This window comes from Massilia jejuensis (genome assembly GCF_042656795.1).
GTDB lineage: Bacteria > Pseudomonadota > Gammaproteobacteria > Burkholderiales > Burkholderiaceae_D > Telluria > Telluria jejuensis.
This window is the reverse complement of sequence record NZ_JBHSMS010000039.1, coordinates 178,374-203,407: the sequence shown is the minus strand read 5'-3', so window position 1 is coordinate 203,407 and position 25,034 is coordinate 178,374. Positions and strand designations below refer to the sequence as shown.

Sequence of the window (25,034 nt, the reverse complement as noted above, 5' to 3'; positions counted from 1 at the left end):
ATGCGCCTTGCCCTGCTCTGCCCCGGCCAGGGCGCGCAGGGGCGCGCCATGTTCGAACTGGCGCGTGCCGATTCCGCCGCCGGCGCCCTGCTCGACACGATGATCGCGCAGGCCGGCCTGGACGCGCCCGTCGATGCGGTGCTGGCCGACGACACCCTCCTGTTCGCGAACCGCCATGCCCAGCCGCTGGTCGTCGCCGCCACGCTGGCGAACTGGAAGGCGCTCGAGCGCGACCTGCCCGCGCCGGCGATCGTGGCCGGCTACAGCATCGGCGAAGTCGCGGCCTACGCGGTCGCGGGTGCGCTGGCGCCGGGCGCGGCCGTGGCGCTGGCGCGGGTGCGCGCGGGACTGATGGATGCCAGCCTGGGCGCGACGCCGCACCAGGCCCTGGTGCCGGTATCGGGCCTGCCCCTCGACGCGATCGAGGCCCTCGTGCGGCAACACGGTTTTCATGTCGCGATCGTCACCGGCGACGACAGCCTGATCGCCGGCGGACGCGCCGACCGCGCTGCGGGCCTGGCCGCCGCGCTGGCGGCGGCAGGCGCGCGCAGCAGCCTGCTGCCGGTCGCCGTCGCCTCGCACACGCCCTTCATGGCCGGGGCGGTCGCGCCGCTCGCGGCCGCGCTGCGCCAGGCCTTGTCCGATCCGCAGGTGCCGGTCCTGTCCGGCATCTCGGGCGAACGGATCACCCGCCGCGACAAGGCCGTCGAGCACCTGTCGCGCCAGGTCGCCGAACCGGTCCTGTGGCGCGAATGCATGGACGCCCTGGTCGAAAGCGGCGTCACCGTCGCGCTCGAACTGGGCCCGGGCGCCGGCCTGTCGCGCATGCTGCAGGCGCGCCATCCGGGAATCGCCACCCGCTCGGTCGCCGATTTCCGCTCGCTCGACGGCGTCAGGGGCTGGCTGGCCAGGCAGGCCGATTGAGCGCGCCCGGCAACATCGCCATGGCCGCTTCGTCAGCCCGGCCACGTCGCCGGGCGCTCTGCCCCATTCACCCGATCAATACCTGATATTGCAAATGAGAATTGGAAATCGCCCTGGGTTGCCCCGATAACGGAGGCATGGGGTATCCAGGGCGGTCCGGTGCATGCCGGCCGCCAATTCGCAAAGTCAGGAGCAGAGATGAAACAGATGTTGAACGCAGTGGCCGCACTGCTGGCCGCGGCCGCGCGCCGGCGCGCCGAACAGGTGGTGGAAACCCAGGCGGCCGCGCGCGCGCCGGAAGACCACCGCACGAACGCGGGCGGGTGGAACTAAGAAATTATTCTTGTAGGCCGGGAAGAAGCCGCCGGCCTGCAGGAACGGCTTCCAGGCCCGATCGGGCGCCGCCGCGACCGGAACGCCAACCCCAGGGTTGGCGTTTTTTTTCGCGCAGACTCAGGCGTTTGCCACGATCAGCCGGTTGCCCTGCACTTCGACGATACGGTAATCGCCCGCTTCGGCCAGCGCGCCCGGGCCGAGTTCGACATCCCATAACGCGCCGCGGTACATCACGCGCGCGCGGCCGTCCTGCCAGAGCGGCACGGCGACACGTGCCCCGATGTCGAGGTTGACGTTCTGGTCGCGCGTCGGATTGCGCTTGGCGGGGCGGCCGAAGCGGCTGCGGTGCAGGACGGCGGTGGCGACCAGGCCGACGCCGGCGGCGATCAGGGTCTGGACCGGTCCGCTCACGCCGAGCAGCGCGGCAAGGGCGCCAAAGGCCAGGCCGATGGCGATCATCAGCAAATAAAAGGTACCGGTAAACATTTCGGCGACCACCAGGATCCCCGCCCCCACCAGCCAGTTCATCCAGTCCGACATCTTGGGCTCCTCGAATCGTTGCAACGAGCCGGCACGCGCAGGCGCGTGCGGCGATCAACCGCTCTTGCGCGGGGTGGGCGCCGGCGCGGCTGCCGCGGCGGCCTTGCACGTACGCGTGCAACGCCCGTAGGTGACGTCGCAATCCGCGGTACGCTGGATCCGGCGCGCCTGGATGCTCGAGCGCTCGCCGGCGATCGCCGCCGCCGACGGCGCCGGCAGCTTGGCCGGGGTCATGGCGTTACGGTGGCGCTCGGCCAGCTTGACCAGGCCGTCGCCGTCTTCGGCCGCCAGTTGCTGGACGTTGACCTTGCAGGCGCGCCGCTCGCTGTCGCAGACGGAGCTGCAAAAGGACGGCTCGGCGGCCGGCGCGGCACTCGACAGCAGCAAACCCGCCAGGGCGAGCGTGAATGACCAAGGGCGCATGCGATTCTCCAGTCGATGTGAACAAACCCGCCGCCGCAGGGTGACGAAGGTGTGCAAAAGTGTAACCTGTTCCCATCCGGAGTCAAGTTTTTTGTTGCCTTCGAGATATTACTGTAGAACGGGGGATAACTTGCGGCGCGTGCGCGCTCCAGAAAAAAACCCCCGCCGGCAGACGCCAGCGAGGGCTGTTTCTCGATCGCGCGGCGCGCCGCGGCGTCGCCGCCGCGGGAACCTGAGCCCTTATCTGGATGCCGAGCTCACATCGACGCCAGCTTCTGCCATGTCTCGATCACCGAATCCGGGTTCAGCGACATCGATTCGATGCCCTGCTCCACCAGCCACTGCGCAAACAGCGGGTTGTCCGATGGACCCTGGCCGCAGATGCCGATGTACTTGCCCTGTGCCAGGCAGGCCTTGATCGCCAGGCTCAGCATGGCTTTCACGGCCGGATCGCTCTCGTCGAAGTCGGCGGCCAGCAGCGGCATGCCGGAATCGCGGTCCAGGCCCAGGGTGAGCTGGGTCAGGTCGTTCGAACCGATCGAGAAGCCGTCGAAGAATTCCAGGAAGCGCTCGGCCAGGATGGCGTTCGACGGCACTTCGCACATCATGATCACGCGCAGGCCGTTTTCGCCGCGCTTGAGGCCATATTTCGCCAGCAGGCCGATGACTTTCTCGGCCTGGCCCAGGGTGCGCACGAAGGGAATCATCAGCTCGACGTTGGTCAGGCCCATTTCTTCGCGCACGCGCTTCATGGCGATGCATTCCATCTCGAAGGCTTCGGCGAAGTCCTCGGCCAGGTAGCGCGCGGCGCCGCGGAAGCCCAGCATCGGGTTTTCCTCGTCCGGCTCGTAGCGCGAACCGCCGATCAGCTTCTTGTACTCGTTCGACTTGAAGTCCGACAGGCGCACGATGACGGGCTTGGGCCAGAAGGCGGCGGCGATCGTCGCCACGCCTTCGGCCAGCTTGTCGACATAGAAGGCCTTCGGCGAGGCGTGGCCGCGGGCGACCGATTCGACCGCCTTTTTCAGGTCGGCGTCGATGTTCGGGTACTCGAGGATGGCCTTCGGGTGCACGCCGATGTTGTTGTTGATGATGAATTCGAGACGGGCCAGGCCGACCCCGTTGTTCGGCACCGACTGAAAGTCGAAGGCCAGCTGCGGGTTGCCGACATTGAGCATGATCTTGGTCTTGATCGGCGGCAGTTCGCCGCGCGAGACTTCGGTGATCTCGGTTTCCAGCAGGCCGTCGTAGATCTTGCCTTCGTCGCCTTCGGCGCAGGAAACGGTAACAAACGTGCCGTCCTTCAGGATCTCGGTCGCGTCGCCGCAGCCGACCACCGCCGGCACGCCCAGCTCGCGCGCGATGATCGCCGCGTGGCAGGTACGCCCGCCGCGGTTGGTGACGATGGCCGAGGCGCGCTTCATCACCGGTTCCCAGTTCGGGTCGGTCATGTCGGCCACCAGCACGTCGCCCGGCTGGACGCGTTCCATGTCGGCCGGGTCGGTGATCACGCGCACCGGACCGGCGCCGATCTTCTGGCCGATCGCGCGGCCCTGCGTCAGGACGGTGCCGGTGCCTTTCAGGCTGAAGCGCTGCTGGGCATCGGTCGACTTCTGTTGGGATTTGACGGTTTCCGGACGCGCCTGCAGGATGAAGAGCTTACCGTCGCGGCCATCCTTGCCCCACTCGATGTCCATCGGACGGCCGTAGTGGTTTTCGATGATGACGGCATATTTTGCCAGCTCGACGACTTCGGCGTCGGTCAGCGAATAACGGTTGCGCTGCTCGATCGGCACGTCGACGGTCTTCACGGAGCGGCCGGCCTTGGCCTCGCTGGTGAATTCCATCTTGATCAGTTTCGAGCCGATGTTGCGGCGGATGACGGGCGACTTGCCCTGCTCGAGCATCGGCTTGTGGACATAGAATTCGTCCGGATTGACCGCGCCCTGCACCACCGTCTCGCCCAGGCCATAGCTGGAGGTGATGAAGACGACGTCCTTGAAGCCCGATTCGGTATCGATCGTGAACATGACGCCGGCGGCGCCCAGGTCCGAGCGCACCATGCGCTGCACGCCGGCCGACAGCGCCACTTCGGCGTGGGTGAAGCCCTTGTGCACGCGATAGGAAATGGCGCGGTCGTTGTAGAGCGAGGCAAAGACGTGCTTCATCGCTTCGAGCACGTTGTCGATGCCGACCACGTTCAGGAAAGTTTCCTGCTGGCCCGCGAAGGAGGCGTCCGGCAAGTCTTCGGCGGTGGCCGAGGAGCGCACCGCGAACGACATCTCGGCGGTGGAGTCGGCGACCAAGCGCTCGTAATAGCTGCGGATTTCGTTTTCCAGGCGCGGCTGGAAGGGGGTGTCGATGATCCACTGGCGGATTTCGGCGCCGGCGGCGGCGAGCGCACGCACGTCGTCGGTGTCGAGGCCTTCCAGGCGGGTGGCGATACGCTCTGCCAGCGAAGCAATGGTAGCACCGGCGCCGTCGACCGAATGCTCGAGGAAGTCGCGGAAGGCCTGGGCCGTGGTGGCGAAACCGGTCGGCACGCGCACGCCGGCTTCGGCGAGCTGGCTGATCATTTCGCCGAGCGAGGCGTTCTTGCCGCCGACCGATTCGACATCGGTCATGCGCAGGGTTTCGAACGCGGCGACATAGACGCTGGCGCCTTGTTCGGATTGCTTCAGTACTGCATTGGACAGGTTGGTCATGATAAAACACCTTACTTGATGATAGAAACCGTTCAGACCTCGAAGCACCGTCGGGCCGGGCCAGGGCGCGGCAAACGGGCCGTGGTCCTTGCGGCTGCGGGCGTGTATTCTTGTTATTCTTGGCGCCGTGCAGCACAATGCAAAAAATCCGTTGCCGAGCATTCTACCCCGTGTGCCATGAATTCACATCGCACAACACTGCAAACCTGACAGCATCAGTTAAAAAATACCATGACAGTTGAAGGCCGCCCGCCGCTCCCCCCGCCTGCCCGTACGGTGTTCTTCGTTTCCGACGGTACCGGCATTACCGCCGAGACCTTCGGCCACGCGGTCCTGAGCCAGTTCGAGATGCGCTTTCGCCAGATCCGCATCCCTTTCATCGACACGCTCGACAAGGCGCGCGACGCGGCGCGCCGCATCAACGAGGTCTATGCCAGCGACAATCAGCGCCCGATCGTGTTCTCGACCCTGGTCAAGCACGACCTGTCGGGCGTGATCCGCGCCTCGCACGGCATGCACATGGACCTGTTCCAGACCTTCGTGGCGCCGCTCGAGATGGAACTGGGCGTGAAATCGACGCACACCATCGGCCGCATCCACAACGTGGTCGACTCCGAGGAATACAAGAACCGCATCGAGGCGATCAACTTCTCGCTGGCGCACGACGACGGCCAGTCGCACAAGAACCTGGCCGAGGCGGACGTCATCCTGGTGGGGGTATCGCGCTCCGGCAAGACGCCGACCAGCCTGTACCTCGCCATGCAGTACGGGATCAAGGCCGCGAACTACCCGCTCATTCCCGACGACTTCGAGCGCGGCAAGCTGCCTTCCTCGCTGCCGCCGTTCAAGCACAAGCTGTTCGGCCTGACGATCGCGCCCGAGCGCCTGGCCCAGATCCGCGAGGAGCGCCGCGCCGGCAGCAAATACGCCTCGATCCTGAACTGCCGCTACGAAGTGGCGGAAGCGGAAATGATGATGAAGCGCGAGGGGATCCGCTGGCTGTCCTCGACCACCAAGTCGATCGAGGAGATCGCCACCACGGTGCTGCAGGAGATCAAGCCGGACCGGCGCGAATTCTGATCGGGTCCGGGCGCGCATCGCGCGCGCGGCGCCCGCGTGCGGGCGCCGCGACCGGGCCGCGGGCTGTCGCGCCGCATCCGCCTCGGGTAGAATCGCCCCGGTGGACACTTCGACGGGCGGCATGGCATGGGTTGGCTGGACAAACTGTTAGGCGCGCAGCAATCGGACAAGGCCGCGGCTGACGGCGAGCCTGTGCGCCAGGCCGGAGTCGCGCATGGAGTCGCGCATGGAGTCGAATCAGCAGGCGACCAGGCGCCCGCCACCGGCGCCGAGATCGACGCCGCTTATTTCCGCTGGCTCGCCGCGGCGCGTCCGCCGCGCGCGCCCGCGCCGGTCGAACTGCGCATCCTCGACGAACTGGCGCGCCTGGCCCAGTCGCCCGTCGCCGGCGCCGCGCTGGTGCCGCGCGTGCCCGAGATCATTCCACAGCTGATGCGCAGCCTGCAGGCGGACGACATGAACGCCGCCGAACTGTCGCGCCTGCTCAGCGCCGACATGGTGCTCGTGGCCGAGGTCTACCGCGAGGCGAACCGCCCCGCCTACCTGCCGCGCTATCATTCCGGCCCGCCGGTCAACAGCATGGCCGCCGCCATCATGCTGCTCGGCCAGAACGGCATGCGCATGCTGCTGGCGCGCGTGGCGTTCCGCCCCATCGTCAGCATGCAGGGCGGACGCCTGGCCAAACGCGCCGCGCCCCTGATCTGGCGCCAGTCCGAAAAGAGCGCGCTGGCCGCCAGCCTGCTCGCGCCGGGCCTGCGTGCAAATCCTTTCGATGCCTACCTGGCGGGACTGATGGAAAACGTCGGCCTGGTGGTTGCCTTTCGCCTGGTCGACCAGCTGTGCCCGGACGGAGCGCTGCCGTATTCGGACCAGTTCGTCGGCGGCCTGTTCGCGCAGGCGCGCGTCCTGTCGACGCGGATCGCTGCCCTGTGGGACTTTCCGCCCCCGGTATGCGAGGCGATCGGCGCAGCCGGCCAGAGCGGCGCCGCGCCGCTGGCGCAGGCCCTGGCCCTGGGCGGCCGCCTGGCCAGGCTGCGCATGCTGGTCGACGCGGCCGAACTCGACGCCGGCGATGCCTTCGTCACCGGCGGGCTGGGCGAACCGGCGCTGGCCGTCTTCGAGAAGCTGCGGGACGATGAAGACAGCTGAGGCGCCACTTCGGCACCAATGTTGCGAATAGGCAACAATACCGTCTTATGTTGCCGCATTCCCGTTCTTAGCGCCGCCAACTTCATGTCGTACGGATACAATCGATGGCAAGTGTAAAATTAAAATTCCATTATTTACTAGAAATTATCTGAGAGAAATTGTATGAAGGGCATCGTATTCAATCTGCTGGAAGAAGCGGTCAGCACCGAGTTCGGCGACGCGACCTGGGACCGCCTGCTCGACGACGCCGGGCTCGACGGTGCCTACACTTCACTCGGCAGCTACGACGATGCCGAAATCGTGCGCCTGGTCGGCGTGGCCTCGCAGGCCCTGAACATTCCCGAGCCGGACGTGCTGCGCTGGTTCGGCCAGCGCGCCATGCCGCTGCTGGCCAAGCGCTATCCCGGCTTCTTCGCCAGCCATCCGGACACGCGCAGTTTCCTCCTCACCCTGAACAGCATCATCCATCCGGAAGTGCGCAAGCTGTACCCGGGCGCGAGCCCGCCGGTGTTCGACTTCGACACCGGCACCGGCGACCAGCTCGTCATCGGCTACAACTCGGCGCGCCGCCTGTGCGCGCTGGCCGAAGGCTTCATGCAGGGCGCGGCCGCGCACTTCGGCGAACAGGCCGAGATTACCCAGCCGCAGTGCATGCACCATGGCGCCGGCAAGTGCAGCTTCCACGTCCAGTTCCGCCCGTGAGCTTGATCGACGCCGCCGCGACGCCCGACCCGGAGATTGCGCGCCTGCAGCGGCGCCTGCGGCGGGAAACGGCGGCGCGCCAGGAAGCCGAGGCCATCGCCGAGCGCGGCCTGCGCGACCTGTTCCAGCGCCAGCAGCAACTCAAGCTGCTTGAAAACATCGCGGTCGCCGCCAATGAAGCGGCCGGGGTCGACGACGCCATGCGCCGCGCGCTCGAAGCCGTCTGCCGCTATACCGGCTGGCCGCTCGGCCACCTGCTGCTGGTGCGCGGCGGCGACGGCGCGACGCTCGATTCCACGCCGGTCTGGCACGACGAGAGCGAAGGCCGCTTCGATGCCCTGCGCGCGCTGTCCGAAACGATCGTCTTCGGCAGCGATATCGGCCTGCCCGGGCGCGTGGTGCGCAGCGCGCTGCCTGTCTGGGCCAATGCCGACACCGCCAGCGTCGAGGAGTACCCGCGCCTGCCCGTGCTGGTGCAGCTCGGCCTGGCCTCGCTGTTCGCCTTCCCGGTCGTGATCGGCAACGAGGTGGTGGCGGTACTCGAGTTCTTCAGCCGCGAGCGGCAAACGCCGGACGAATCGATGCTGCACCTGATGGCGCAGGTCGGCACCCAGCTCGGACGCGTGATCGAACGCCGGCGCGCGCAGGACCGCCTGGTGCACGACGCGCTGCACGATCCGCTGACCCAGCTCGGCAACCGCAAGCTCTTCCTGGACCGCCTCGAGCATTTCATGGTGCGCTCGCAGCGCATTCCCGACTACCAGTTCGCGGTCCTGTTCGTCGACCTCGACCGCTTCAAGGCCATCAACGACGGCCTCGGCCACCAGGCGGGCGACCAGGTGATCGTCGCCACCGCCGAGCGCCTGAGCGCCTGCCTGCGCCAGACCGACCTGGTGGCGCGCGAAGCCCTGGAACGCGACTATGTCGTCTCGCGCCTGGGCGGCGACGAATTCACGATCCTGCTCGACAACGTCAACACCGCAGCCGCCCCGATCCGCGTCGCCGAACGCCTGCTCAAGGCCCTCGCCACGCCGTTCACGATCGGCCAGCAGCAGGTCTATGTCACCGCGAGCATCGGCATCGCCCTCAGTTCGAGTGGCTACCTGGACGTGCAGGACATGCTGCGCGACGCCGACATCGCCATGTACCACGCCAAGCAGAACGGGCGCGCGCGCTGGATGATGTTCGACCAGACCATGCAGGAAGGCGCGCTGCGCCGCCTGACGCTGGAAGCCGAGCTGCGCCTGGCGGTCGACGCCGGCCAGCTCTACCTGCAATACCAGCCGATCATCACGCCCCAGGACGGCGTGATCCGCGGCTTCGAAGCCCTGCTGCGCTGGCGCCATCCGGTGCTGGGCATGATTTCGCCGGTCGAGTTCATTCCGGTGGCCGAGGAAGTGGGACTGATCGTCCGGATCGGCGGCTGGGTGCTGGAGGAGGCCTGCCGCCAGCTATGCGTCTGGCAGCAGGGCCGCGACCTGCCCTTGAGCATGAGCGTCAACATCTCCGCTGTCCAGCTCGCCGGCGGCGACCTGGTGGACACGGTAACGCGCGTGCTGGCCGAATCGGGCATCGCCCACGGCAGCCTGAAGCTGGAACTGACCGAGAGCGCCGTGATGGCCGATGCCGAACACGCGCTGGCCGTGTTCAAGGAACTCCAGGCGCTCGGCGTGCGCCTGTCCCTGGACGACTTCGGCACCGGCTACTCGTCGCTCAGTCACCTGCGCCGCCTGCCGATCGACACCCTCAAGATCGACCGTTCCTTCGTCAGCGCCATGGACAGCCACGGCGACAAGCGCCAGATCGCCGAGGTCGTGGTCATGCTGGCGCGCACGCTAGGCCTGGACGTGGTGGCCGAAGGCGTGGAGACGCTGGCCGAACTCGACATCCTGCGCGAGATCGGCAGCGACTTCGTGCAGGGGTATTTCTACTTCCGCCCGCTCGATGGCGCGGCGGCCACCGAGGCATTGGCCGAGCAAGGCGCGCAGCGCGCCCGACCGGCCTGACGGCGCATCGACCGGTTACCCGGCGGCCAGGCGTTGCGGGTGGCTGTACACCACATGGCGATTGCCGCGCACGAACCCGGCGAGGGTCAGTCCGGCGCCCTCGGCCATCCGCACCGCCAGCGCGGTCGGCGCCGAAATCGCCGCCAGCAAGCCGAAACCGGCACGCGCCGCCTTTTGCACCATCTCGAAGCTCGCCCGGCTGGTGACGACGGCAAAACCGGCGTCGGCCGCCAGATCCTGTTTCGCCAGCGCCCCGACCAGCTTGTCGAGCGCATTGTGGCGCCCGACGTCTTCGCGCACGCACAGGAGTCCTCCATCCAACCCGGCCCAGCCGGCGGCGTGCACGGCCCCGGTGGCCCGGTGCAGTTGCTGGCGCGCGGCCAGTTCGGCCATCGCGCGCTGCAGCGCGGCAGGGGCGATCGGCGCCATCGCCGGCGCCGTCCGCGCGTCGCGCGGATCGGGCAGGCAGGCCTCCCGCTCGAAATAATCCAGGCTCTCCACGCCGCACAGGCCGCATCCGGTCTTGCCGGTGCGCGCGATACGGGCGCCCTTCATGCGGGCCAGCGCCCCGGAAGCGATCTCGATCGCGATCGCGATCCCGCGCGGCGTGTGTTCGACGTCGATATCGTAGACATCGCGCCGCTGGCGCACGATGCGCTCGCCCAGCGTGAAGCCGAGCGCGAAGTCTTCCAGGTCGAGCGGCGAAGCCAGCATCACCGCATGGGTGATGCCGTTGTAGACGAGCGCCACCGGCACCTCGTCGGCCACCAGTTCGCTGCCCTCCTCGACCAGGCTGCCGCTGCAGCGGCTGGCCGGCAGGCGGCGCGTTCCCTCGGGCGCGCCGCCCAGGAAGGGCTCGGCCGCGTTCATCGGGCGCCTCCCATGCGCTCGACCAGCACGTCGATCGCCTTCGCGGCCGGCACCTTGCTCTCCTTCGCGTGGTGCCAGAGCGGGATCAGCGGATTACATTCGGGGAAGTAGCCGGCGATCGTCCCTTCCGGAATATCGTAAGGCACCACCGCCAGGCCCGCGACCTCGCGCTCGACGCCGTCGCCGGCGGCGCCGCGCAGCGTGACCAGGTCGCCCTGCGCCAGCGCGCGCCTGGCCATGTCGGCGCGGCCCATGAAGATCACCATGCGGCTGCCGTAGACGCCGCGGAAGCGGTCGTCGAAGCTGTAGATGGTGGTATTGAACTGGCCGTCGCTGCGCACCGTGAACAGGCGCATCGTGGCCGGACCGCCCTGCAGGTCCGGATTGCCCGGCAAGCCTTCCGGCACCGTGAAGGTGGCCTTGCCGCTCTCGGTCTTCCATTCGCGCTTCGCTGCGCCGACCGGCTTGCGAAAGCCGCCCGGCGTCCACATGCGCGCGTTGAAGTCGTGGAAGATGTCGGGGTAGGTCTCGCCGATGGCGTCGCGGATGCTGCCGTAGTCGGCCACCCAGCCGTCCCAGTCGACGCGCGGGTTCGGGTCGAGGGTGGCGCGCGCCAGGCCGGCGACGATGGCCGGTTCCGACAGCAGCTGCGCCGATGCCGGCTCGGCCATGCCGCGCGAACCGTGGATGCAGGCGGTGCTGTCCTCGACCGTGACCGACTGCTCCCCGCCGAGCTGGCGGTCGACTTCGATCCGCCCTAGGCAGGGAAGAAGGTACGAGGTCTTGCCGTGGATGACGTGATTGCGGTTGAGCTTGGTCGCAATCTGGACCGTGAGCGGCAGCTCGCGCCAGGCCGCTTCCATCAGCACGGTCTCGGGTACGGCGCGCAGGAAGTTCCCGCCGAGGGCAATGAAGGCCGGCACCTTGCGCGCCAGGATGGCCTCGCAGGCTTCCACCGTGTTCATGCCGGTCTTTGTCGGCGGCTCGAACCCGTACTGTTGCCTGAGCTTGTCGAGCGGCGCCAGCTCGGGCTTTTCGGTGATCCCGACCGTGCGCTGGCCCTGCACGTTCGAGTGCCCGCGCACCGGGCACACGCCCGCCCCCGGCCGGCCGATATGCCCGCCCAGCAGCAGCAGGTTGACGACCATGGTCACGTTCTGCACGCCGTTGCGGTGCTGGGTCAGGCCCATGCCGTAGACGGCCATCACGGCCTTCGCGTTGGCGTAGACGTACGCCGCGCTCTCGAGCGCGCCGCGCTTGAGCCCCGCTTCGCGCTCGATGTCGGCCCAGGGACAGGCACGCACCGCGGCGGCGAAGTCGTCGAAGCCGTGCGTGTGCTCGGCAAGGAAAGCGGTGTCGAGCACGCGCGCGGCGCCGCCGGCGACGGCGGCGTCGTCGAGCGCCAAGATCGCCTTGCACAGGCCCATGATGGCCGCCGTGTCGCCGCCCGGCTTGACTTGCAGGTATTGGGTGCTGATCGCCGTTTCATGCCCGGTCAGCATTTCGCCGGGCGACTGCGGATTGGTGAAGCTCACCAGGCCCCGTTCGCGCAAGGGGTTGAAGGTGATGATGGGGACGCCGCGTTTGCGCGCCGCCTGCAGCTGGTGCAGCATGCGCGGGCTGTTCACGCCGACGTTCTGGCCGAAGAAGAAGATGCAGTCGGTCTGCTCGAAGTCGTCCAGCACCACCGTGCCGACGCCGTCGCCGATCGTCTTTTGCAGCGCCACGGAAGTACTCTCGTGGCACATGTTCGAACTGTCGGGCAGGTTGTTGTTGCCGTACATGCGGGCGAACAGGCCATACATGTAGGAGGTTTCGAGCGAGGCGCGCCCCGAGCTGTAGAACACGACCTGCTCGCGGTCGAGCGTGCGCAAGGCCGCGCCGATCTCGGCGAACGCGCTCTCCCATTCGACCGGGCGGTACTTGTCGCTGGCGGCGTCCCAGCGCAGCGGCGTCGTCAGGCGGCCCTGGTCTTCCAGCTGGTGGTCGCTCCAGGCTTCCAGCTGGGTCACGGTATAGCGGTCGAAAAAGTCCGCGCCGATCGCCTTGCTCGTGGTTTCCCAGGCAGTGGCCTTGGCGCCGCTTTCGCAGAATTCGAAAGGGTGCGGGTTGGCCGGCTTGGCCCAGGCGCAGCTGACGCAGGCGAAGCCGTCGGGCTTGTTCTGCTTGAGCAGCAGGCCGCTGTCTTTCAGCGCCGCGCGCTGGTCGAGCAGGACGTGGGCCACCTCGCTCACCGAACCCCAGCCGCCGGCCGGCATCGTCGCCGGTTTGATACGCAAATTGTCGCCATCCATGCTCATGTCATCCCCCGCCATTCGATCTTGCACAGTAGCGCCCGGCGCCGTGGCTTTCCGTGCGCTTGCGCACGCACCGCCGCGAAGGAGCCGGCGCGGCGGGTCACAGGCGGTTCAAGGCGCGCCGCCGGCCTGCGTGCCGTGCCGCTGCCGCCGCCGCTGCCGCCGCCGCTGCCGCTGCCGCTATACTGCGGCCATGCGCATACAGCTATTTTCCGACCTCCATCTCGAACGCTATCCGGCCTTCCAGCCCGTGCTGGCGCCGGACGCCGACGTGATCGTCCTGGCCGGCGACATCGGCTCCTACCAGAGCGGCTCGCGCCTGTGCGGCAGCGACTTCGGCCTGGAACGCTTCGCCCCGGCGCTCGGCGCGACCCGCGCGCAGGTATTGTTCATCCCGGGAAACCATGAATTCGACGGCCTCGATTTCGACGAGACCTATGCCCGCCTGCAAGCGACCTGCGCGCGCCTGGGCATCGTCTGGCTCGAACGCGAGACGGTTGTCATCGATCACGTGCGATTCATCGGCAGCACCCTGTGGGCCGATTTCGACGCGCTGGCTGCAGGCCACGATCTGACGAAGCAGCTGCAGTTGCGCGACAAGGCAATGCGCGCCGCCAACTACTATCTCGGCAAGAACACCACCGTGCGCGGCGGCGAGCCGGTGCTGGCCGACGGCTGGCGCCGCATGTCGCTCGACTCCCAGCAGTGGCTGCACGCGGCCCTGAGCGTGCCCTTCGACGGCGTCACGGTCGCCGTCACCCACTTTGCCCCGAGCCTGCAAAGCGCCGATCCGCGCTACGGCGTCACGCCCGGCACCGCGGGCTTTTGCAACGCGCTCGAGGCCCTGCTCCCGCTGGCCCACGTATGGATGCACGGCCATCTGCACTGCCTGAACGACTACACCGCGGCAGGCGTGCACGACGGGCGCGCATGGTCGTGCCGCGTCGTCGCCAACCCGCTCGGCTACCTCGGCAAGGGCGAACAGGCGCATTTTCGCCCGGATCTGGTCATCACTCTGTAAGCAAACGTGTCGATGCAAAAAGGCAAGCTTGTGGATAGGAAACTACATTTGACGAAATTACTGAAGTTTGTTGTTCCGGAAACTCTAAATTGCTAGAATTGATTTCTGGTTGAAAATATTGACGGGTGTCTATCCTTGTATTCCGCATGCAAGCCATGCGGAGCGGGTTCGGGAAACCTGCCGATCAGCCAGTACCGAGCACGGCGAAGGCCATTCAGTGGAGTGGCGTCACCGAATTTTCCGGCGCCAGGGCGCGCCTCTATCAGAAAGACGCCATGCAAACTCCTGCCAAATACCCGTCAGCACCCTCGGCCGATACCCGTCTCGACATGGCGCTGGCCGCCCTCGATGCCATCAACCGCATGCAGGCGGTGGTGGAATTCGACCTGGAAGGCCATATCCTGCACGCCAACCAGAATTTCCTCGACGCCATGGGTTATCACCTCGACGAGATCAAGGGAAAGCACCACAGCATGTTCTGCGCCGCCGACACGCACACCACGGATGGGTACCGCGCATTCTGGCGCGAGCTTGCGCAGGGCAGCCCGAATAGCGGCGAGTACATGCGCGTGAACAAGCGCGGCCAGTCGGTATGGCTGCAAGCCTCGTACAATCCGGTATTCGATACCGAAGGCCGGACGGTCAAGGTGATCAAGTTCGCCACCGACATCACGGCCGCCAAGCTGCAAAGCGCCAACAATGCAGCCAAGATGGACGCCATCGATCGCGTCCAGGCCGTCATCGAATTCGACCTCGACGGCCACATCCTCAATGCCAACGACAACTTCCTGCAGGCCCTGGGCTACGAGCTCAGCGAGATCCTCGGCCAGCCTCACCGCATGTTCTGCGATCCCGCCTACGCCGCTTCGCCCGCCTACGAGACCTTCTGGCGCGAGCTCGGCACGGGCGCCCTGCACACCGGCATCTACAAGCGCCGCCACAAGAGCGGCCGCGACGTGTGGATCAATGCGTCGTACAACCCGGTGTTCGGCCCCGACGGCAAGCCGGTCAAGGTGGTCAAGTATGCCACCGACGTCACCGAACAGACCCTGCGCAATGCCGAATTCGAAGGCCGCATGGTGGCGCTCGACCGCGCCCAGGCAATCATCGAGTTCGACCTCGACGGACGCATCATTCACGCCAACGACAACTTCCTGCGCACCCTCGGCTACAAGCTCGAGGAAGTCGTCGGCCAGCACCATGCGATATTCTGCGACGACGTCTACCGCCACTCGCCGGAATACCGGATGTTCTGGAAAGAGCTGGGCGCCGGCGAATTCCACAGCGGCGAATTCAAGCGCATTACCAAGCAGGGCAATGCGGTCTGGATCCAGGCAACCTACAACCCGATCGTCGACGCCGACGGCAAGCCGCTCAAGGTCGTCAAGTTTGCCACCGACATCACCACCGAAAAGATGCGCAACGCCGACTTCGAAGGCAAGAACCAGGCCGTCTCCCGGGTCCAGGCCGTGATCGAGTTCGACCTCTCGGGCAAGGTGCTGCACGCAAACGACAATTTCCTCGCGGTGATGGGTTACGAGCTCGACGAAGTGCAGGGCCAGCACCACCGCATGTTCTGCGAAACGGCCTTCGTCCATTCGCTGGAGTACGTGGCATTCTGGGAGCGTCTCGGGCGCGGTGAATTCAATGCCGGTGAATATTGCCGCATTACCAAGTCCGGCAAGCAAGTCTGGATCCTGGCCTCGTACAATCCGATCTTCGACGCCGAGGGCAAGCCGTTCAAGATCGTCAAGTTTGCGACCGACATCACCGCCCAGAAATGCCTGGACACCGAAATCAAGGGCAAGCTCGATGCCCTCGGCCGCTCGCAGGCGGTGATCGAATTCGACATGCGCGGCAACGTGCTGGCGGCGAACCCGAACTTCCTGCGCGCGATGGGGTACACCGAGGACGAAGTCGTCGGTGTCCATCACAGCAAGTTCTGCGAGGACGAGTACGTCAAGAGTTCCGCTTACCGCAATTTCTGGGCCAACCTGGCGCAGGGCCAGTACCAGTCCGGCCGTTTCCAGCGCCGTGGCAAGCACGACGCCGACATCCGGATCGTGGCGACCTACAACCCGATCCTGGACGTCAATGGCAAGCCCTACAAGGTGGTCAAGTTCGCGATGGACGTAACGGAACAGGTGCGGCGCGAGGAACTGGTCAGCGCCAAGGTCAGCGCCATTTCCTCGGTGCTGACCTCGCTGGCCCAGTCGATTTCCGGCATCGCCCACGATTCGCAGAAATCGTCCGACATGGCCGGCCGCGCCGGGGTCGACGCCACCGCCGGCAGCAAGCTGCTGGGGCGCTCGCGCGAGGCGATCGCGGCCATCCAGACCGCATCGGGCAACGTCCACGAGATCATCGAGACCATCGGCGACATTGCCGGCCAAACCCATCTGCTCGCCTTCAATGCGGCGATCGAGGCGGCGCGCGCGGGCGAACATGGCAGGGGCTTCTCGGTCGTCGCCAACGAGGTGCGCAAGCTGGCCGAAAAATCGGCGCTGGCGGCACGGGAAATTTCGAAATTGATCAACGAAACCGTCAGCCGCGTCGAAGACGGCTCGCGCCTGTCGGGCGAGGTCGAGGATGCGTTCGCGCGCATCGTCGCCTCCATCGCGGAGACTGGCGTCTCGGTGGGGCAGATCCACGCGTCGGCGACGACCCAGGCCGACGCCACCCGCGATGCTTCCTCGCTGCTGGACGAACTCGAACGCATTGCGATGGAGCGCTGATCGATGCAAGCTGTCACCTCCGAGGCCACTGTCCGCCTCGCCACCGCCTGCATCGGCGCGGTGCGGCTCGGCATCCCGGTCGACTCCGTGGTGCAGGCCATGCCGCTGCCCGCGGTGCGCGCCCTGCTGCCGCGCCGCGAAAACGCCCTGTACTGCATCGTCGAACACGAGGGCGTGCTGGTGCCCGTGGTCGACCTGGCGCGCTGGGTCGATGCCGGGGCTTCCCCTCCCGGCGCGCTGGCCGAGGCCCGCATCCTGATCCTGCGCTCGGGCGGGCGCAGCATCGGCTTGAAGGTCGATACCGTGGACGGCCTGGCCGACGTCGCGCAGGGCGCGATCGCCCGCCTGCACCATGACGACAACGCCGACGAAGTCTTCCATAGCGCGGCGCACCTGCCGGACGGCGCCGGCATCCTCAGTCTGCTGGACGTCGCGCGCCTTGCCGACCTGGCGGCCAGCTGGCATCAGCCCGACCCGGGCGCCGCGGCCGGCGCCCGAAGCGACGGGCATGCGCAGGCGCTGGCCGGCACCGCGCACACGCCGCAGTTGCCCTGCGCACTGCTGGAGCTCGGCAACGGCAGGCTCGGCGTGGCACTGGAGGACCTGGTCGAGGTGATCACCATGCCGGCCGTCGCGCGCTTCGGCGCCGGCATCGACAGCGCCTACTGCCTGTGGCGCGGACGCCACCTGCCGGTCCTGCCCGCGTCGGCCCTGCCCGGCCTGCCCGACGCCGACGCGGCGCCGCTGCTGGCCGTCCTCGAGCGGGCCGGCCTTGCGCTCGGCTTGCCGGTCCGCGCCGCGCTCTCGCTGCAGGCGCTGGCCGGCGCCGGCCTGCGCGTGGAGCAGGAGCGCGGCGCGGTGGGCGCGACGACCTACGACGCCGACGGCGCCGCGCTGTTCCTGCTCGACACGGCCGCCCTGTTCGCGCGCTTCACGCAAGCGACGCTGAGCGCCGCGCCGGCCCAGGACAACGCCGGCGCGCGCAAGGCGGGGGCGGCCGGCGTCAGCAACGATGCCGCGTATGTCGTCTACTCGGCCGGCTCGCTCCATGCGACGCCGATTGCCGGCATCGAACACATCCTGCCGCTGCCGCCGGCGACCGCATGGACCGGCGCGGCAGCGACGATGTTGTGGCGCAAGGACCCGATCCGCCTGATCGATCTGCGTCCCGCGGCGCAGCGCCAGTCGGACGCCGGGCACGTGCTGGTGGCCACCGATGGCGCGGCCACGGTCGGCTACGTCGTCACGCGCGTCGAGCTGCTGGTGCCGGCCGGGAGCGCGCGGCTGTTCCGGATGGGCCCGCGCGGCGCCGAGGGCATCGACTTCGTCACCGTCGACGCCGCCGGCAGCCAGGCGAGCTACCGGATCGTCGACCTGGCGCGCTGCGCGGACGCCGCTTGAGCCCGCGGCTCAGCGGGTGATGGCGGCACGCGCCGCGCGCGTGAGCACCTGCGGCGCCCTGACCGGCGCGCCGGATGCATCGAAGAAGGGATTGTCGCGCCACTCGCCGCTCAGGCGCGCCTTGACGAACATGGCCCCGATCCCGGCCACGGCCAGCACGCTGCGCAGCGGCGTCGCCTGCGCCGGCCCGTAGGCCGACCCCACATTCGCCGTCATGCGCCCCTGTCCGAGCCGCAGGTCCAGCTCTGCGGGCGTGGCGGCCAGGCAAGCGCGCACCAGGCCGACATACGGCATTTTCGGATTGCGCGGGGTATTGCCGATCGGGGTATTGCAGCAGGACGCATACCAGCGATAGATGCCCTTCGGGCTGAGCGACATGCAGGCAAGGTGTTCCAGGCCACTTGTGAAACGCACCGCCGCCGGCAGCGCCGCCTCGACCTCGGTGCCGCCGGAGGCGTCGAGCACCAGGTCCTCGGCCTTCAGGAAGCGTGCAAACGCCTGGCAGTCCTTGCAATAGCATACGGCGCGTGCCGCCACCTTGCTGACATCGAGCTCGCCCTGCAGCTTGCCGCACCGGCAGCGCAACGGTATCGCCATGACCACTCCTTAGAAGAAATGCCGCCAGTCCTCCAGCCAGCCCGGGAAGGCCGCGGCCTCCATCGGGTTGGCGATGTGATAGCCCTGCGCATAGGTGCAGCCCAGCCCCTGCAGGAAATCCCAATCCTGGCGCGTTTCCACGCCGACCGCGACCGACATCCGGTCCAGGCTGTGCGCCAGGCTCAGGCAAGAGCGCAGCACGGTGCCCAGCGGACGCCGCTTCGAGGCGCCGTCGACGAAACCGCGGTCGATCTTGAGCTCCGAAAAGGGAATGCGCGCCAGCAGTTGCAGGTTCGAGCGGCCGGTGCCGTAGTCGTCGATGGCCAGGCCGAAGCCCATCATGCGCAGGCGCACCAGGCGTTCGATGAAGTTCGGGTCCGTGTTCAGGACCGAGGACTCGGGCATCTCGAAGGTGATGTAGTCCGGCAGTACCGCGTGGCGGTCGAGGCAGGCGCTCATCTGGCGCAGGAAGGCCGGGTGCGCGAGCGTCTCGGGCGCCAGGTTGATCGAGATCGGGACCGGCGTGCCCTGGTCGTGCAGCCAGCGGCAGCGCTCGACCGACAGCTCGATCATGCTCCAGTCGAGGAAATCGATGCGGTTGTTCTGCACCAGGGCGTCGATGAAGGCGGAGGGACCGAGCAGGCCGTACTCCGGGTGGCGCCAGCGCGCGAAACTTTCCAGGCCCCTGACCTGGCCGGTGGCCAGTTCGATCTTCGGCTGGAAGAAGGGTTCGAACTGGCGCTTTTGCAGGCCGCTGCCGATTTCGGCGAAGGTAAAGCGCCGCGTCGCCTCGACCGCGTCGTGCTTGGCGCAGGGTGCGTAGTTGTCGATCAGGGGTTTCAGCTTGGCGGCCGTGACCGGCTTGGAGACCGAACCGAGCAGGTCGATGCCGTAGACCTGGGCCAGCGTTTCGACCGAGAACAGCAGGTTGGCCGGCTGGGCGCCGGTGACGATCAGGCTGATGCCCGATGCGAGCCCGGCCAGGTTGCGGATCAGTTCCAGCCCATCCATGCCGGGCAGCGCCAGGTCGATGATGGCCACGTGCACGCGCGGGGTGAAGCCGGCCTGGAAGGTGCGCAGCGCCATATGCCCGTCGGGCACGTCGGTGACGCGGGTGGCGCCGAGGCGCCCCAGCATCTCGACCAGCGCGGCACGCTGCGCGTTGTCGGCTTCGGCTACCAGGAAATGCAAGTGCGGCAAATGCGCGATGTCCATCTCTGCTCCACGGGTTGTTAGCGCGACTTTACCCTACGAGGGCCGAGGCCGTCTATGCCCCGCGCTGGCGCAGCTGCTCGAAGAAGCAGACGGCAGCCGCCGCGGCCACGTTCAGCGACTCGACCTGGCCGGCGTGCGGGATCACCACCTGGTGCGTGGCGCGGCCCATGAGGTCGTCGGCCACGCCCTGCCCTTCATGCCCGAGCAGCCAGGCCACGGGGGCGCGCAGGTCGACCTCGTACAGCTTGCGCCTGGCATGGCCGCTCATCGCCAGCACGGCGATGCCGGAACGGTCGATCAGGGCGCCGAGCTCGACGTTCTCGAAGATCTCGAGCACGAAGTGCGCGCCCATCGCCGCGCGCAGTACCTTGGGCGACCAGCAGAAAGCCGTGCCGGCGCTGCAAAACACCTGGGTGATGCCGGCGGCGCCGGCGCTTCTCAGGATCGAGCCGACATTGCCGGGGTCCTGCACGCCGTCGAGCAGCACGCTGGAGACCGTCATGGACTGCGGCTGGCGCGGCGCCGGCGTCTCGACCAGGAACAGCAGGTTGACGCCGTGCTCGACCTGGCTGAGGACGCCGAACAGCGCGTCCGGCAAGCCGGTCACGTGGGCGTGCAGGCTTTCGCAGCGGGCCACGATCTCGGCCACTTCCGGGTTGCGCAGGGCGCCCTCAGACACCACGCAATGCGCCGGGGCGCCGCGCAGCGCCAGCCAGGACTGGCACAGGTGCACGCCGTCGAGCAGCGTGCGCCCCGCTTTCCTGCGCGCCTGCGAGCTGGCGGCCAGGCTCTTGAGTTCCTTGTAGAAGGGATTGTCGCGCGAGGTGACGGACTTCATGCGCACTGCGCCCCGTCGAAGGCGTCCTGCGCCGCGCCCGGCCCGAACAGGTCGACCTGCAGCAGCGTGCGCACCGGCGCGAACGAGCGGCGGTGCACCGGCGAGGGGCCGTGCAGGCGCAGGCGCTCCAGATGCAGCGCGGTCGAATAGCCCTTGTGCTGGTCGAAACAGTATTGCGGATACTGGGCGTGCAGGCGCACCAGTTCGGCGTCGCGCGCGGTCTTGGCGAGGATCGAGGCGGCCGAGATCGCGTGGCATTTGTCGTCGCCTTCGATCACGGCGTGGGCGCGGATGTCCATCGGCGGACAGCGGTTGCCGTCGATCAGGGCCAGCGTCGGAACGGTCCGCAGCGCCTCGACCGCGCGGCGCATGGCCAGCATCGTCGCGTGCAGGATGTTGAGGTTGTCGATCTCTTCGCAGGAGGCCTGGCAGACGGCCCAGGCGAGCGCGTGCGCGCGGATCTGCGGGGCCAGCTCGTCGCGGCGCGCCGCGGTCAGCTTCTTCGAATCGCGCAAGCCCTCGATCGGGCGCTTCGGATCGAGGATGACGGCGGCGGCGAACACCGGCCCGGCCAGCGGGCCGCGGCCGGCCTCGTCGACGCCGCAGACGATGTCGAGGTCGGTGAACGGCCGCAGCCGCGGCGGCAGGCCGGGATAGAAGTTGACGCGTTTTCTGCTCATGATGCTGTCTCTGTTTACCTGCCGATCACGCGCAGGACGGCCTGCGCGCTTTCCCGGGCGCTGTCGCGCCGCAGGCTGTGGTGCATGTCGAGGAAGCGCGCCGCCAGCTTATCGCGCTGCGCGCCGTCGTTCAACTGGCGCCAGAGCGCGTCCGCCAGCGCCTCGGGCGTGGCCGCGTGCTGCAGGAGCTCGGGCACCAGGAATTCGCGCGCCAGGATGTTGGGCAGGCCGATCCAGGGCTGGTAGCCCATGTGGCGCATGATTTCCCAGGACGCGCGCATGACCTTGTAGGCGATGACCATCGGCTTCTTGAACAGCGCCACTTCCAGCGTCGCCGTGCCCGAGGCCACCAGCACCGCGTCGGCGGCGGCAATGGCCGTGTGCGAATCGTCGACCAGCTGCAGCTCGACATGGCCCAGGCCCGCCTGCGCCACGCTCTCGCTGAACCAGGCGCGCTGCCGCTCGCCCGCCATCGGCACCACGAAGCGCAAGGCCGGATCGCGCCTGGCCAGGATGCCGGCCGCGCGCACGAAGGGCTCGGCCAGGTATTTCAGCTCGCCCATGCGGCTGCCCGGCATGACGGTCACCACGCGCGCATCCGGCGCCAGGCCGAGCGCCGCGCGCGCCGCCGCCACGTCCGGCGCCAGGGGAATCGTTTCCGCCAGCGGATGGCCGATGTACGTGACCGGCACGCCGGCCGCCTTGTAGATCGGCTCTTCGAACGGGAAGATCACCAGCATGTGCGACACCGCGCGCTGGATCTTCTTGATGCGCCCGCCGCGCCAGGCCCAGATCTGCGGCCCGACGAAGTGCACGGTCGGAATCCCGCCGGCCCGCAGCTGCTCTTCCAGGCCGAGATTGAAGCCGGGATAGTCGGCCCCGATGAACGCGGCCGGACGCTCGGCCAGCAGGCGCTCGCGCAGGCGGTTCTGGATACCCTTGATCTCGCGGTAGCGCGGGATGATCTCGAAGAGGCCGCGCACGGTGAGGGTCTCGATCGGAACGTCCGACACGAGCCCCTGCGCGATCATGCGCGGGCCGCCGATGCCGTGGAAGCGCGCGTTCGGCAGCTCCGGGCGCAGGCCGGCCAGGAGGCGTGCGGCGAGCATGTCGCCGGACACCTCGCCGGCGACCAGGGCCAGCGAAATTTCAGCGGACGATGCCACGGGTGGCGGCGCCCAGGAAGTCGCGCATGGCGCCGATGTCGGCCGCGGCCTCGGGCATCGTTTCGCCGTCGCGCGCCAGCGCCGCCTTGGCTTCCTCGAGCGTCAGGTTTTCGCGGTAGATGTGCTTGTAGGCGGCGCGGATGCCGTCGATCCGGGGGCGGCTGAAACCGCGCCGCTTGAGGCCCTCGATGTTGACGCCGCGCGCGCCGGCCGGGTTGCCCGACACCAGCACGAAAGGCGGCACGTCCTGCGTCAGGCTGGTGTACATGCCGATGAAGGCATGCGCGCCTATCTTGCAGAACTGGTGCACGCCGGCATAGCCGGACAGGATGGCATGGTCGCCCACGTGCACGTGGCCGGCCAGCTGGGCGTTGTTCGAGAAGATGGTGTGGCTGCCGACCTGGCAGTCGTGCGCCAGGTGCACGTAGGCCGAGATCCAGTTGTCGTCGCCCAGGCGCGTGACGCCCTCGTCCTGCGCGGTGCCCAGGTTGAAGGTGACGAATTCGCGCACGGTATTACCGTTGCCGATTTCCAGGCGCGTCGGCTCGCCGTTCCACTTCTTGTCCTGGGGTGCGGCGCCGATGGAGCAGAACTGGAAGAACTTGTTGTCGCGGCCGATCGTCGTGTGGCCTTCGATGACCACGTGCGGGCCGACGACGGTGCCGGCGCCGATGCGCACGTCGGGACCGACGATCGAATACGGGCCGACCTCGACCGAACTGTCCAGCTCGGCCTTCGGGTCGACGATCGCAGTCGGGTGGATCCTCGCGCTCATTACTGCCCCGCTGCCGCCGGCGCCTTTGCATCGGCGCCGGCGCTGTCGTTGGCGCGGATGGTGCACATCAGTTCGCCCTCGACGGCGACCTTGCCGTCGACGCTGGCGGTGGCCTTGTACTTCCAGATGCCGCGCGAGATGCGCAGGATCTCGACGTCCATCACCAGCTGGTCGCCGGGCTCGACCGGACGCTTGAAGCGCGCGTTGTCGATGCCGACGAAGTACACGACCGAGTTCTCGTCCGGCTTCACGTCCATCGTCATGAACGACAGGATGGCGGCCGTTTGCGCCATCGCTTCGATCATCAGGACACCCGGCATCACCGGCTTGTGCGGGAAGTGGCCGTTGAAGAATTCTTCGTTGACGGTCACGTTCTTGATGGCGGTGATGCGCTTGCCGACCTCGACGTCGAGCACGCGGTCGACCAGCAGCAGCGGATAGCGGTGCGGCAGGTACTGCTTGATCTCGTTGATGCCCATCGCGCGTTTTTCAGTTGTCGTCATGTTGGTTCCGCCAGCGTTTTGATTGTTTTTTCAAGGGCGCGGATCTTGTCGCGCATGGTGTTCAGGTTGCGCACGATCGCCGCCGATTTTTCCCACTCGGCGTTCTTCGCCAGCGGGTAGAAGCCCGTGTACTGGCCCGGTTCGAGCACCGAGCGCGAGACCATGCTGCCCGAGGAGATGTGGACATTGTCCGCGATCTCCAGGTGCCCCAGCACCATCGCCGCGCCGCCGAAGGTGCAGCGGCTGCCGATCCTGGCGCTGCCGGCCACCCCGACGCAGCCGGCCATGGCCGTGTGCTTGCCGATGTGGCAGTTATGGCCGATCTGGATCTGGTTGTCGAGCTTGACGCCGTCTTCGATGACCGTGTCGGCCAGGGCGCCGCGGTCGATCGAGGTGTTCGAGCCGATGTCGACGTCGTCGCCGATGACCACGCGTCCGGTCTGCGGGATCTTGATGTAGACGCCCGCCTCGCTGGCGAAGCCGAAGCCGTCGCCGCCGATGACCGCGCCCGAATGGACGATGCCGCGCGCGCCGATGATGCAGTCGCGGTGGAAGGTGACGTTGGCGAAGAAGTGCGTGCCCTCGCCCACCACGGCGCCGCGGCCGATGAAGCAGCCATGGTCGACGACGGCGCCGGCCTTGACGACGGCGCCCGCTTCGATCGTCACGTGCGGGCCGACATGGGCCGACGGGTCGACCTCGGCCGAGGCGTCGACGACCGCGCTCGGGTGGATGCCCGGGCTCGGCGGCGCTTCTTCGAGCGACACGAAATACTGCGCGGCGCGGGCGAAATAGGCGTACGGGTTGGTCGTGACGATGCGCGCGCCGGCAAACGTGGCGGCCACCGACGGGTCGTCCAGCGGCGAGAGGATCAGCGCGGCCGCCTGGCTCTGGGCGGCCAGGGCGCGCAGCTTGCTGTTGGAGAGAAAGCTGATCTGGCCGGGACCGGCGCTGTCGAGCGGGGCGATGGACGCCACCGTGAGCGCGGGGTCGCCTGCCAGCTGGCCGCCGAAACGCTCGACCAGGTCGCCGAGGCGCACGCCCGGCCGTGTTTGTTCGTTATGTGCCAAG

Annotated in this window: 22 protein-coding genes; 9 read left to right on the top strand and 13 right to left on the bottom strand. The window is 67.7% G+C overall.

All coding sequences use genetic code 11. The features are described 5' to 3' along the window. Nucleotides 1-924: an ACP S-malonyltransferase gene (locus tag ACFPOU_RS12975; RefSeq protein WP_379721890.1), complete on the top strand. Its 924-nt coding sequence runs from the start codon at nucleotides 1-3 to the stop codon at nucleotides 922-924. A 198-nt stretch (nucleotides 925-1,122) separates the two neighbouring features. Then, nucleotides 1,123-1,257: a hypothetical protein gene (locus tag ACFPOU_RS12970; protein ID WP_379721810.1), complete on the top strand. Its 135-nt coding sequence runs from the start codon at nucleotides 1,123-1,125 to the stop codon at nucleotides 1,255-1,257. Nucleotides 1,258-1,377: 120 nt separating this feature from the next. Here the strand turns inward: ACFPOU_RS12970 and ACFPOU_RS12965 are convergent, their stop codons facing one another. From ACFPOU_RS12965 to ppsA, 3 genes are all read right to left on the bottom strand, one after another. Then, on the bottom strand, nucleotides 1,378-1,800 hold the full coding sequence (locus ACFPOU_RS12965; protein WP_379721806.1) for an NfeD family protein: 423 nt from the start codon (nucleotides 1,798-1,800) through the stop codon (nucleotides 1,378-1,380). A 54-nt stretch (nucleotides 1,801-1,854) separates the two neighbouring features. After that, nucleotides 1,855-2,223, bottom strand: coding sequence for a hypothetical protein (locus tag ACFPOU_RS12960; RefSeq protein ID WP_379721803.1), 369 nt, complete (start codon nucleotides 2,221-2,223; stop codon nucleotides 1,855-1,857). Between the two features lie 257 nt (nucleotides 2,224-2,480). After that, nucleotides 2,481-4,928, bottom strand: a complete 2,448-nt coding sequence (ppsA, locus tag ACFPOU_RS12955; protein WP_379721800.1) for a phosphoenolpyruvate synthase — start codon at nucleotides 4,926-4,928, stop codon at nucleotides 2,481-2,483. A 231-nt stretch (nucleotides 4,929-5,159) separates the two neighbouring features. Here ppsA and ppsR point away from each other — a divergent pair, with 231 nt between their 5' ends. The 4 genes from ppsR (at nucleotide 5,160) to ACFPOU_RS12935 (ending at nucleotide 9,865) form a co-directional block, all read left to right on the top strand. Next, nucleotides 5,160-6,008 carry a posphoenolpyruvate synthetase regulatory kinase/phosphorylase PpsR gene (gene ppsR / locus ACFPOU_RS12950; protein ID WP_379721797.1) on the top strand — a complete coding sequence of 283 codons (849 nt, stop codon included), beginning with the start codon at nucleotides 5,160-5,162 and terminating at the stop codon, nucleotides 6,006-6,008. 126 nt (nucleotides 6,009-6,134) lie between these two features. Continuing rightward, a complete protein-coding gene (locus tag ACFPOU_RS12945; protein WP_379721794.1) occupies nucleotides 6,135-7,157 on the top strand; it encodes an HDOD domain-containing protein in 1,023 nt (340 codons plus the stop codon). Between the two features lie 162 nt (nucleotides 7,158-7,319). Beyond that, on the top strand, nucleotides 7,320-7,859 hold the full coding sequence (locus ACFPOU_RS12940) for a heme NO-binding domain-containing protein (RefSeq protein WP_379721791.1): 540 nt from the start codon (nucleotides 7,320-7,322) through the stop codon (nucleotides 7,857-7,859). Further along, on the top strand, nucleotides 7,856-9,865 hold the full coding sequence (locus ACFPOU_RS12935; RefSeq protein WP_379721788.1) for a putative bifunctional diguanylate cyclase/phosphodiesterase: 2,010 nt from the start codon (nucleotides 7,856-7,858) through the stop codon (nucleotides 9,863-9,865). The genes ACFPOU_RS12940 and ACFPOU_RS12935 overlap by 4 nt, the downstream gene beginning before the upstream one ends. A gap of 15 nt (nucleotides 9,866-9,880) precedes the next feature. On the opposite strand, the gene fdhD is transcribed toward ACFPOU_RS12935, so the two are convergent. Both fdhD and ACFPOU_RS12925 read right to left on the bottom strand, forming a co-directional pair. After that, nucleotides 9,881-10,735: a formate dehydrogenase accessory sulfurtransferase FdhD gene (gene fdhD / locus ACFPOU_RS12930; protein ID WP_379721785.1), complete on the bottom strand. Its 855-nt coding sequence runs from the start codon at nucleotides 10,733-10,735 to the stop codon at nucleotides 9,881-9,883. Next, nucleotides 10,732-13,029 carry an FdhF/YdeP family oxidoreductase gene (locus ACFPOU_RS12925; protein ID WP_379721782.1) on the bottom strand — a complete coding sequence of 766 codons (2,298 nt, stop codon included), beginning with the start codon at nucleotides 13,027-13,029 and terminating at the stop codon, nucleotides 10,732-10,734. Before ACFPOU_RS12925 ends, fdhD begins: the two co-directional genes overlap by 4 nt. Nucleotides 13,030-13,225: 196 nt before the next feature. Between ACFPOU_RS12925 and ACFPOU_RS12920 the strand changes: the two genes are divergently transcribed. The 3 genes from ACFPOU_RS12920 (at nucleotide 13,226) to ACFPOU_RS12910 (ending at nucleotide 18,189) form a co-directional block, all read left to right on the top strand. Then, nucleotides 13,226-14,053 (top strand): metallophosphoesterase, encoded by an 828-nt coding sequence (locus ACFPOU_RS12920; protein WP_379721779.1) that lies wholly within the window; start codon nucleotides 13,226-13,228, stop codon nucleotides 14,051-14,053. Nucleotides 14,054-14,328: 275 nt separating this feature from the next. Next, a complete protein-coding gene (locus tag ACFPOU_RS12915; protein WP_379721776.1) occupies nucleotides 14,329-16,788 on the top strand; it encodes a methyl-accepting chemotaxis protein in 2,460 nt (819 codons plus the stop codon). 3 nt (nucleotides 16,789-16,791) lie between these two features. Then, nucleotides 16,792-18,189 (top strand): chemotaxis protein CheW, encoded by a 1,398-nt coding sequence (locus ACFPOU_RS12910; RefSeq protein WP_379721773.1) that lies wholly within the window; start codon nucleotides 16,792-16,794, stop codon nucleotides 18,187-18,189. A gap of 9 nt (nucleotides 18,190-18,198) precedes the next feature. Here the strand turns inward: ACFPOU_RS12910 and ACFPOU_RS12905 are convergent, their stop codons facing one another. From ACFPOU_RS12905 to lpxD, 8 genes are read right to left on the bottom strand one after another with little or no spacing between them, the layout of a single operon-like run. Continuing rightward, entirely contained in the window at nucleotides 18,199-18,786 is a 588-nt protein-coding gene (locus tag ACFPOU_RS12905; RefSeq protein ID WP_379721770.1) for a DUF6151 family protein, read from the bottom strand. Nucleotides 18,787-18,795: 9 nt separating this feature from the next. Further along, nucleotides 18,796-20,001, bottom strand: a complete 1,206-nt coding sequence (locus tag ACFPOU_RS12900) for an EAL domain-containing response regulator (RefSeq protein ID WP_379721767.1) — start codon at nucleotides 19,999-20,001, stop codon at nucleotides 18,796-18,798. A gap of 52 nt (nucleotides 20,002-20,053) precedes the next feature. Further along, nucleotides 20,054-20,839, bottom strand: a complete 786-nt coding sequence (locus ACFPOU_RS12895) for a TrmH family RNA methyltransferase (protein ID WP_379721764.1) — start codon at nucleotides 20,837-20,839, stop codon at nucleotides 20,054-20,056. Next, a complete protein-coding gene (gene rnhB / locus ACFPOU_RS12890; protein WP_379721761.1) occupies nucleotides 20,836-21,519 on the bottom strand; it encodes a ribonuclease HII in 684 nt (227 codons plus the stop codon). The genes ACFPOU_RS12895 and rnhB overlap by 4 nt, the downstream gene beginning before the upstream one ends. A gap of 14 nt (nucleotides 21,520-21,533) precedes the next feature. Then, nucleotides 21,534-22,685, bottom strand: coding sequence for a lipid-A-disaccharide synthase (gene lpxB, locus ACFPOU_RS12885; RefSeq protein ID WP_379721758.1), 1,152 nt, complete (start codon nucleotides 22,683-22,685; stop codon nucleotides 21,534-21,536). Then, nucleotides 22,669-23,460: an acyl-ACP--UDP-N-acetylglucosamine O-acyltransferase gene (lpxA, locus tag ACFPOU_RS12880; RefSeq protein WP_379721755.1), complete on the bottom strand. Its 792-nt coding sequence runs from the start codon at nucleotides 23,458-23,460 to the stop codon at nucleotides 22,669-22,671. Before lpxA ends, lpxB begins: the two co-directional genes overlap by 17 nt. Then, nucleotides 23,460-23,963, bottom strand: a complete 504-nt coding sequence (gene fabZ / locus ACFPOU_RS12875) for a 3-hydroxyacyl-ACP dehydratase FabZ (RefSeq protein WP_379721752.1) — start codon at nucleotides 23,961-23,963, stop codon at nucleotides 23,460-23,462. Before fabZ ends, lpxA begins: the two co-directional genes overlap by 1 nt. Further along, nucleotides 23,960-25,033 (bottom strand): UDP-3-O-(3-hydroxymyristoyl)glucosamine N-acyltransferase, encoded by a 1,074-nt coding sequence (gene lpxD, locus ACFPOU_RS12870; protein WP_379721748.1) that lies wholly within the window; start codon nucleotides 25,031-25,033, stop codon nucleotides 23,960-23,962. The genes fabZ and lpxD overlap by 4 nt, the downstream gene beginning before the upstream one ends. Between the last annotated feature and the right edge of the window lies 1 nt (nucleotide 25,034).

Coding starts and splice junctions, on each gene's coding strand:
- ACFPOU_RS12975 (WP_379721890.1), top strand. CDS start 1: ATGCGCCTTGCCCTGCTCTGCCCCGGCCAGGGCGCGCAGGGGCGCGCC.
- ACFPOU_RS12970 (WP_379721810.1), top strand. CDS start 1,123: ATGAAACAGATGTTGAACGCAGTGGCCGCACTGCTGGCCGCGGCCGCG.
- ACFPOU_RS12965 (WP_379721806.1), bottom strand. CDS start 1,800: ATGTCGGACTGGATGAACTGGCTGGTGGGGGCGGGGATCCTGGTGGTC.
- ACFPOU_RS12960 (WP_379721803.1), bottom strand. CDS start 2,223: ATGCGCCCTTGGTCATTCACGCTCGCCCTGGCGGGTTTGCTGCTGTCG.
- ppsA (WP_379721800.1), bottom strand. CDS start 4,928: ATGACCAACCTGTCCAATGCAGTACTGAAGCAATCCGAACAAGGCGCC.
- ppsR (WP_379721797.1), top strand. CDS start 5,160: ATGACAGTTGAAGGCCGCCCGCCGCTCCCCCCGCCTGCCCGTACGGTG.
- ACFPOU_RS12945 (WP_379721794.1), top strand. CDS start 6,135: ATGGGTTGGCTGGACAAACTGTTAGGCGCGCAGCAATCGGACAAGGCC.
- ACFPOU_RS12940 (WP_379721791.1), top strand. CDS start 7,320: ATGAAGGGCATCGTATTCAATCTGCTGGAAGAAGCGGTCAGCACCGAG.
- fdhD (WP_379721785.1), bottom strand. CDS start 10,735: ATGAACGCGGCCGAGCCCTTCCTGGGCGGCGCGCCCGAGGGAACGCGC.
- ACFPOU_RS12925 (WP_379721782.1), bottom strand. CDS start 13,029: ATGGATGGCGACAATTTGCGTATCAAACCGGCGACGATGCCGGCCGGC.
- ACFPOU_RS12920 (WP_379721779.1), top strand. CDS start 13,226: ATGCGCATACAGCTATTTTCCGACCTCCATCTCGAACGCTATCCGGCC.
- ACFPOU_RS12915 (WP_379721776.1), top strand. CDS start 14,329: ATGCAAACTCCTGCCAAATACCCGTCAGCACCCTCGGCCGATACCCGT.
- ACFPOU_RS12910 (WP_379721773.1), top strand. CDS start 16,792: ATGCAAGCTGTCACCTCCGAGGCCACTGTCCGCCTCGCCACCGCCTGC.
- ACFPOU_RS12905 (WP_379721770.1), bottom strand. CDS start 18,786: ATGGCGATACCGTTGCGCTGCCGGTGCGGCAAGCTGCAGGGCGAGCTC.
- ACFPOU_RS12900 (WP_379721767.1), bottom strand. CDS start 20,001: ATGGACATCGCGCATTTGCCGCACTTGCATTTCCTGGTAGCCGAAGCC.
- ACFPOU_RS12895 (WP_379721764.1), bottom strand. CDS start 20,839: ATGAAGTCCGTCACCTCGCGCGACAATCCCTTCTACAAGGAACTCAAG.
- rnhB (WP_379721761.1), bottom strand. CDS start 21,519: ATGAGCAGAAAACGCGTCAACTTCTATCCCGGCCTGCCGCCGCGGCTG.
- lpxA (WP_379721755.1), bottom strand. CDS start 23,460: ATGAGCGCGAGGATCCACCCGACTGCGATCGTCGACCCGAAGGCCGAG.
- fabZ (WP_379721752.1), bottom strand. CDS start 23,963: ATGACGACAACTGAAAAACGCGCGATGGGCATCAACGAGATCAAGCAG.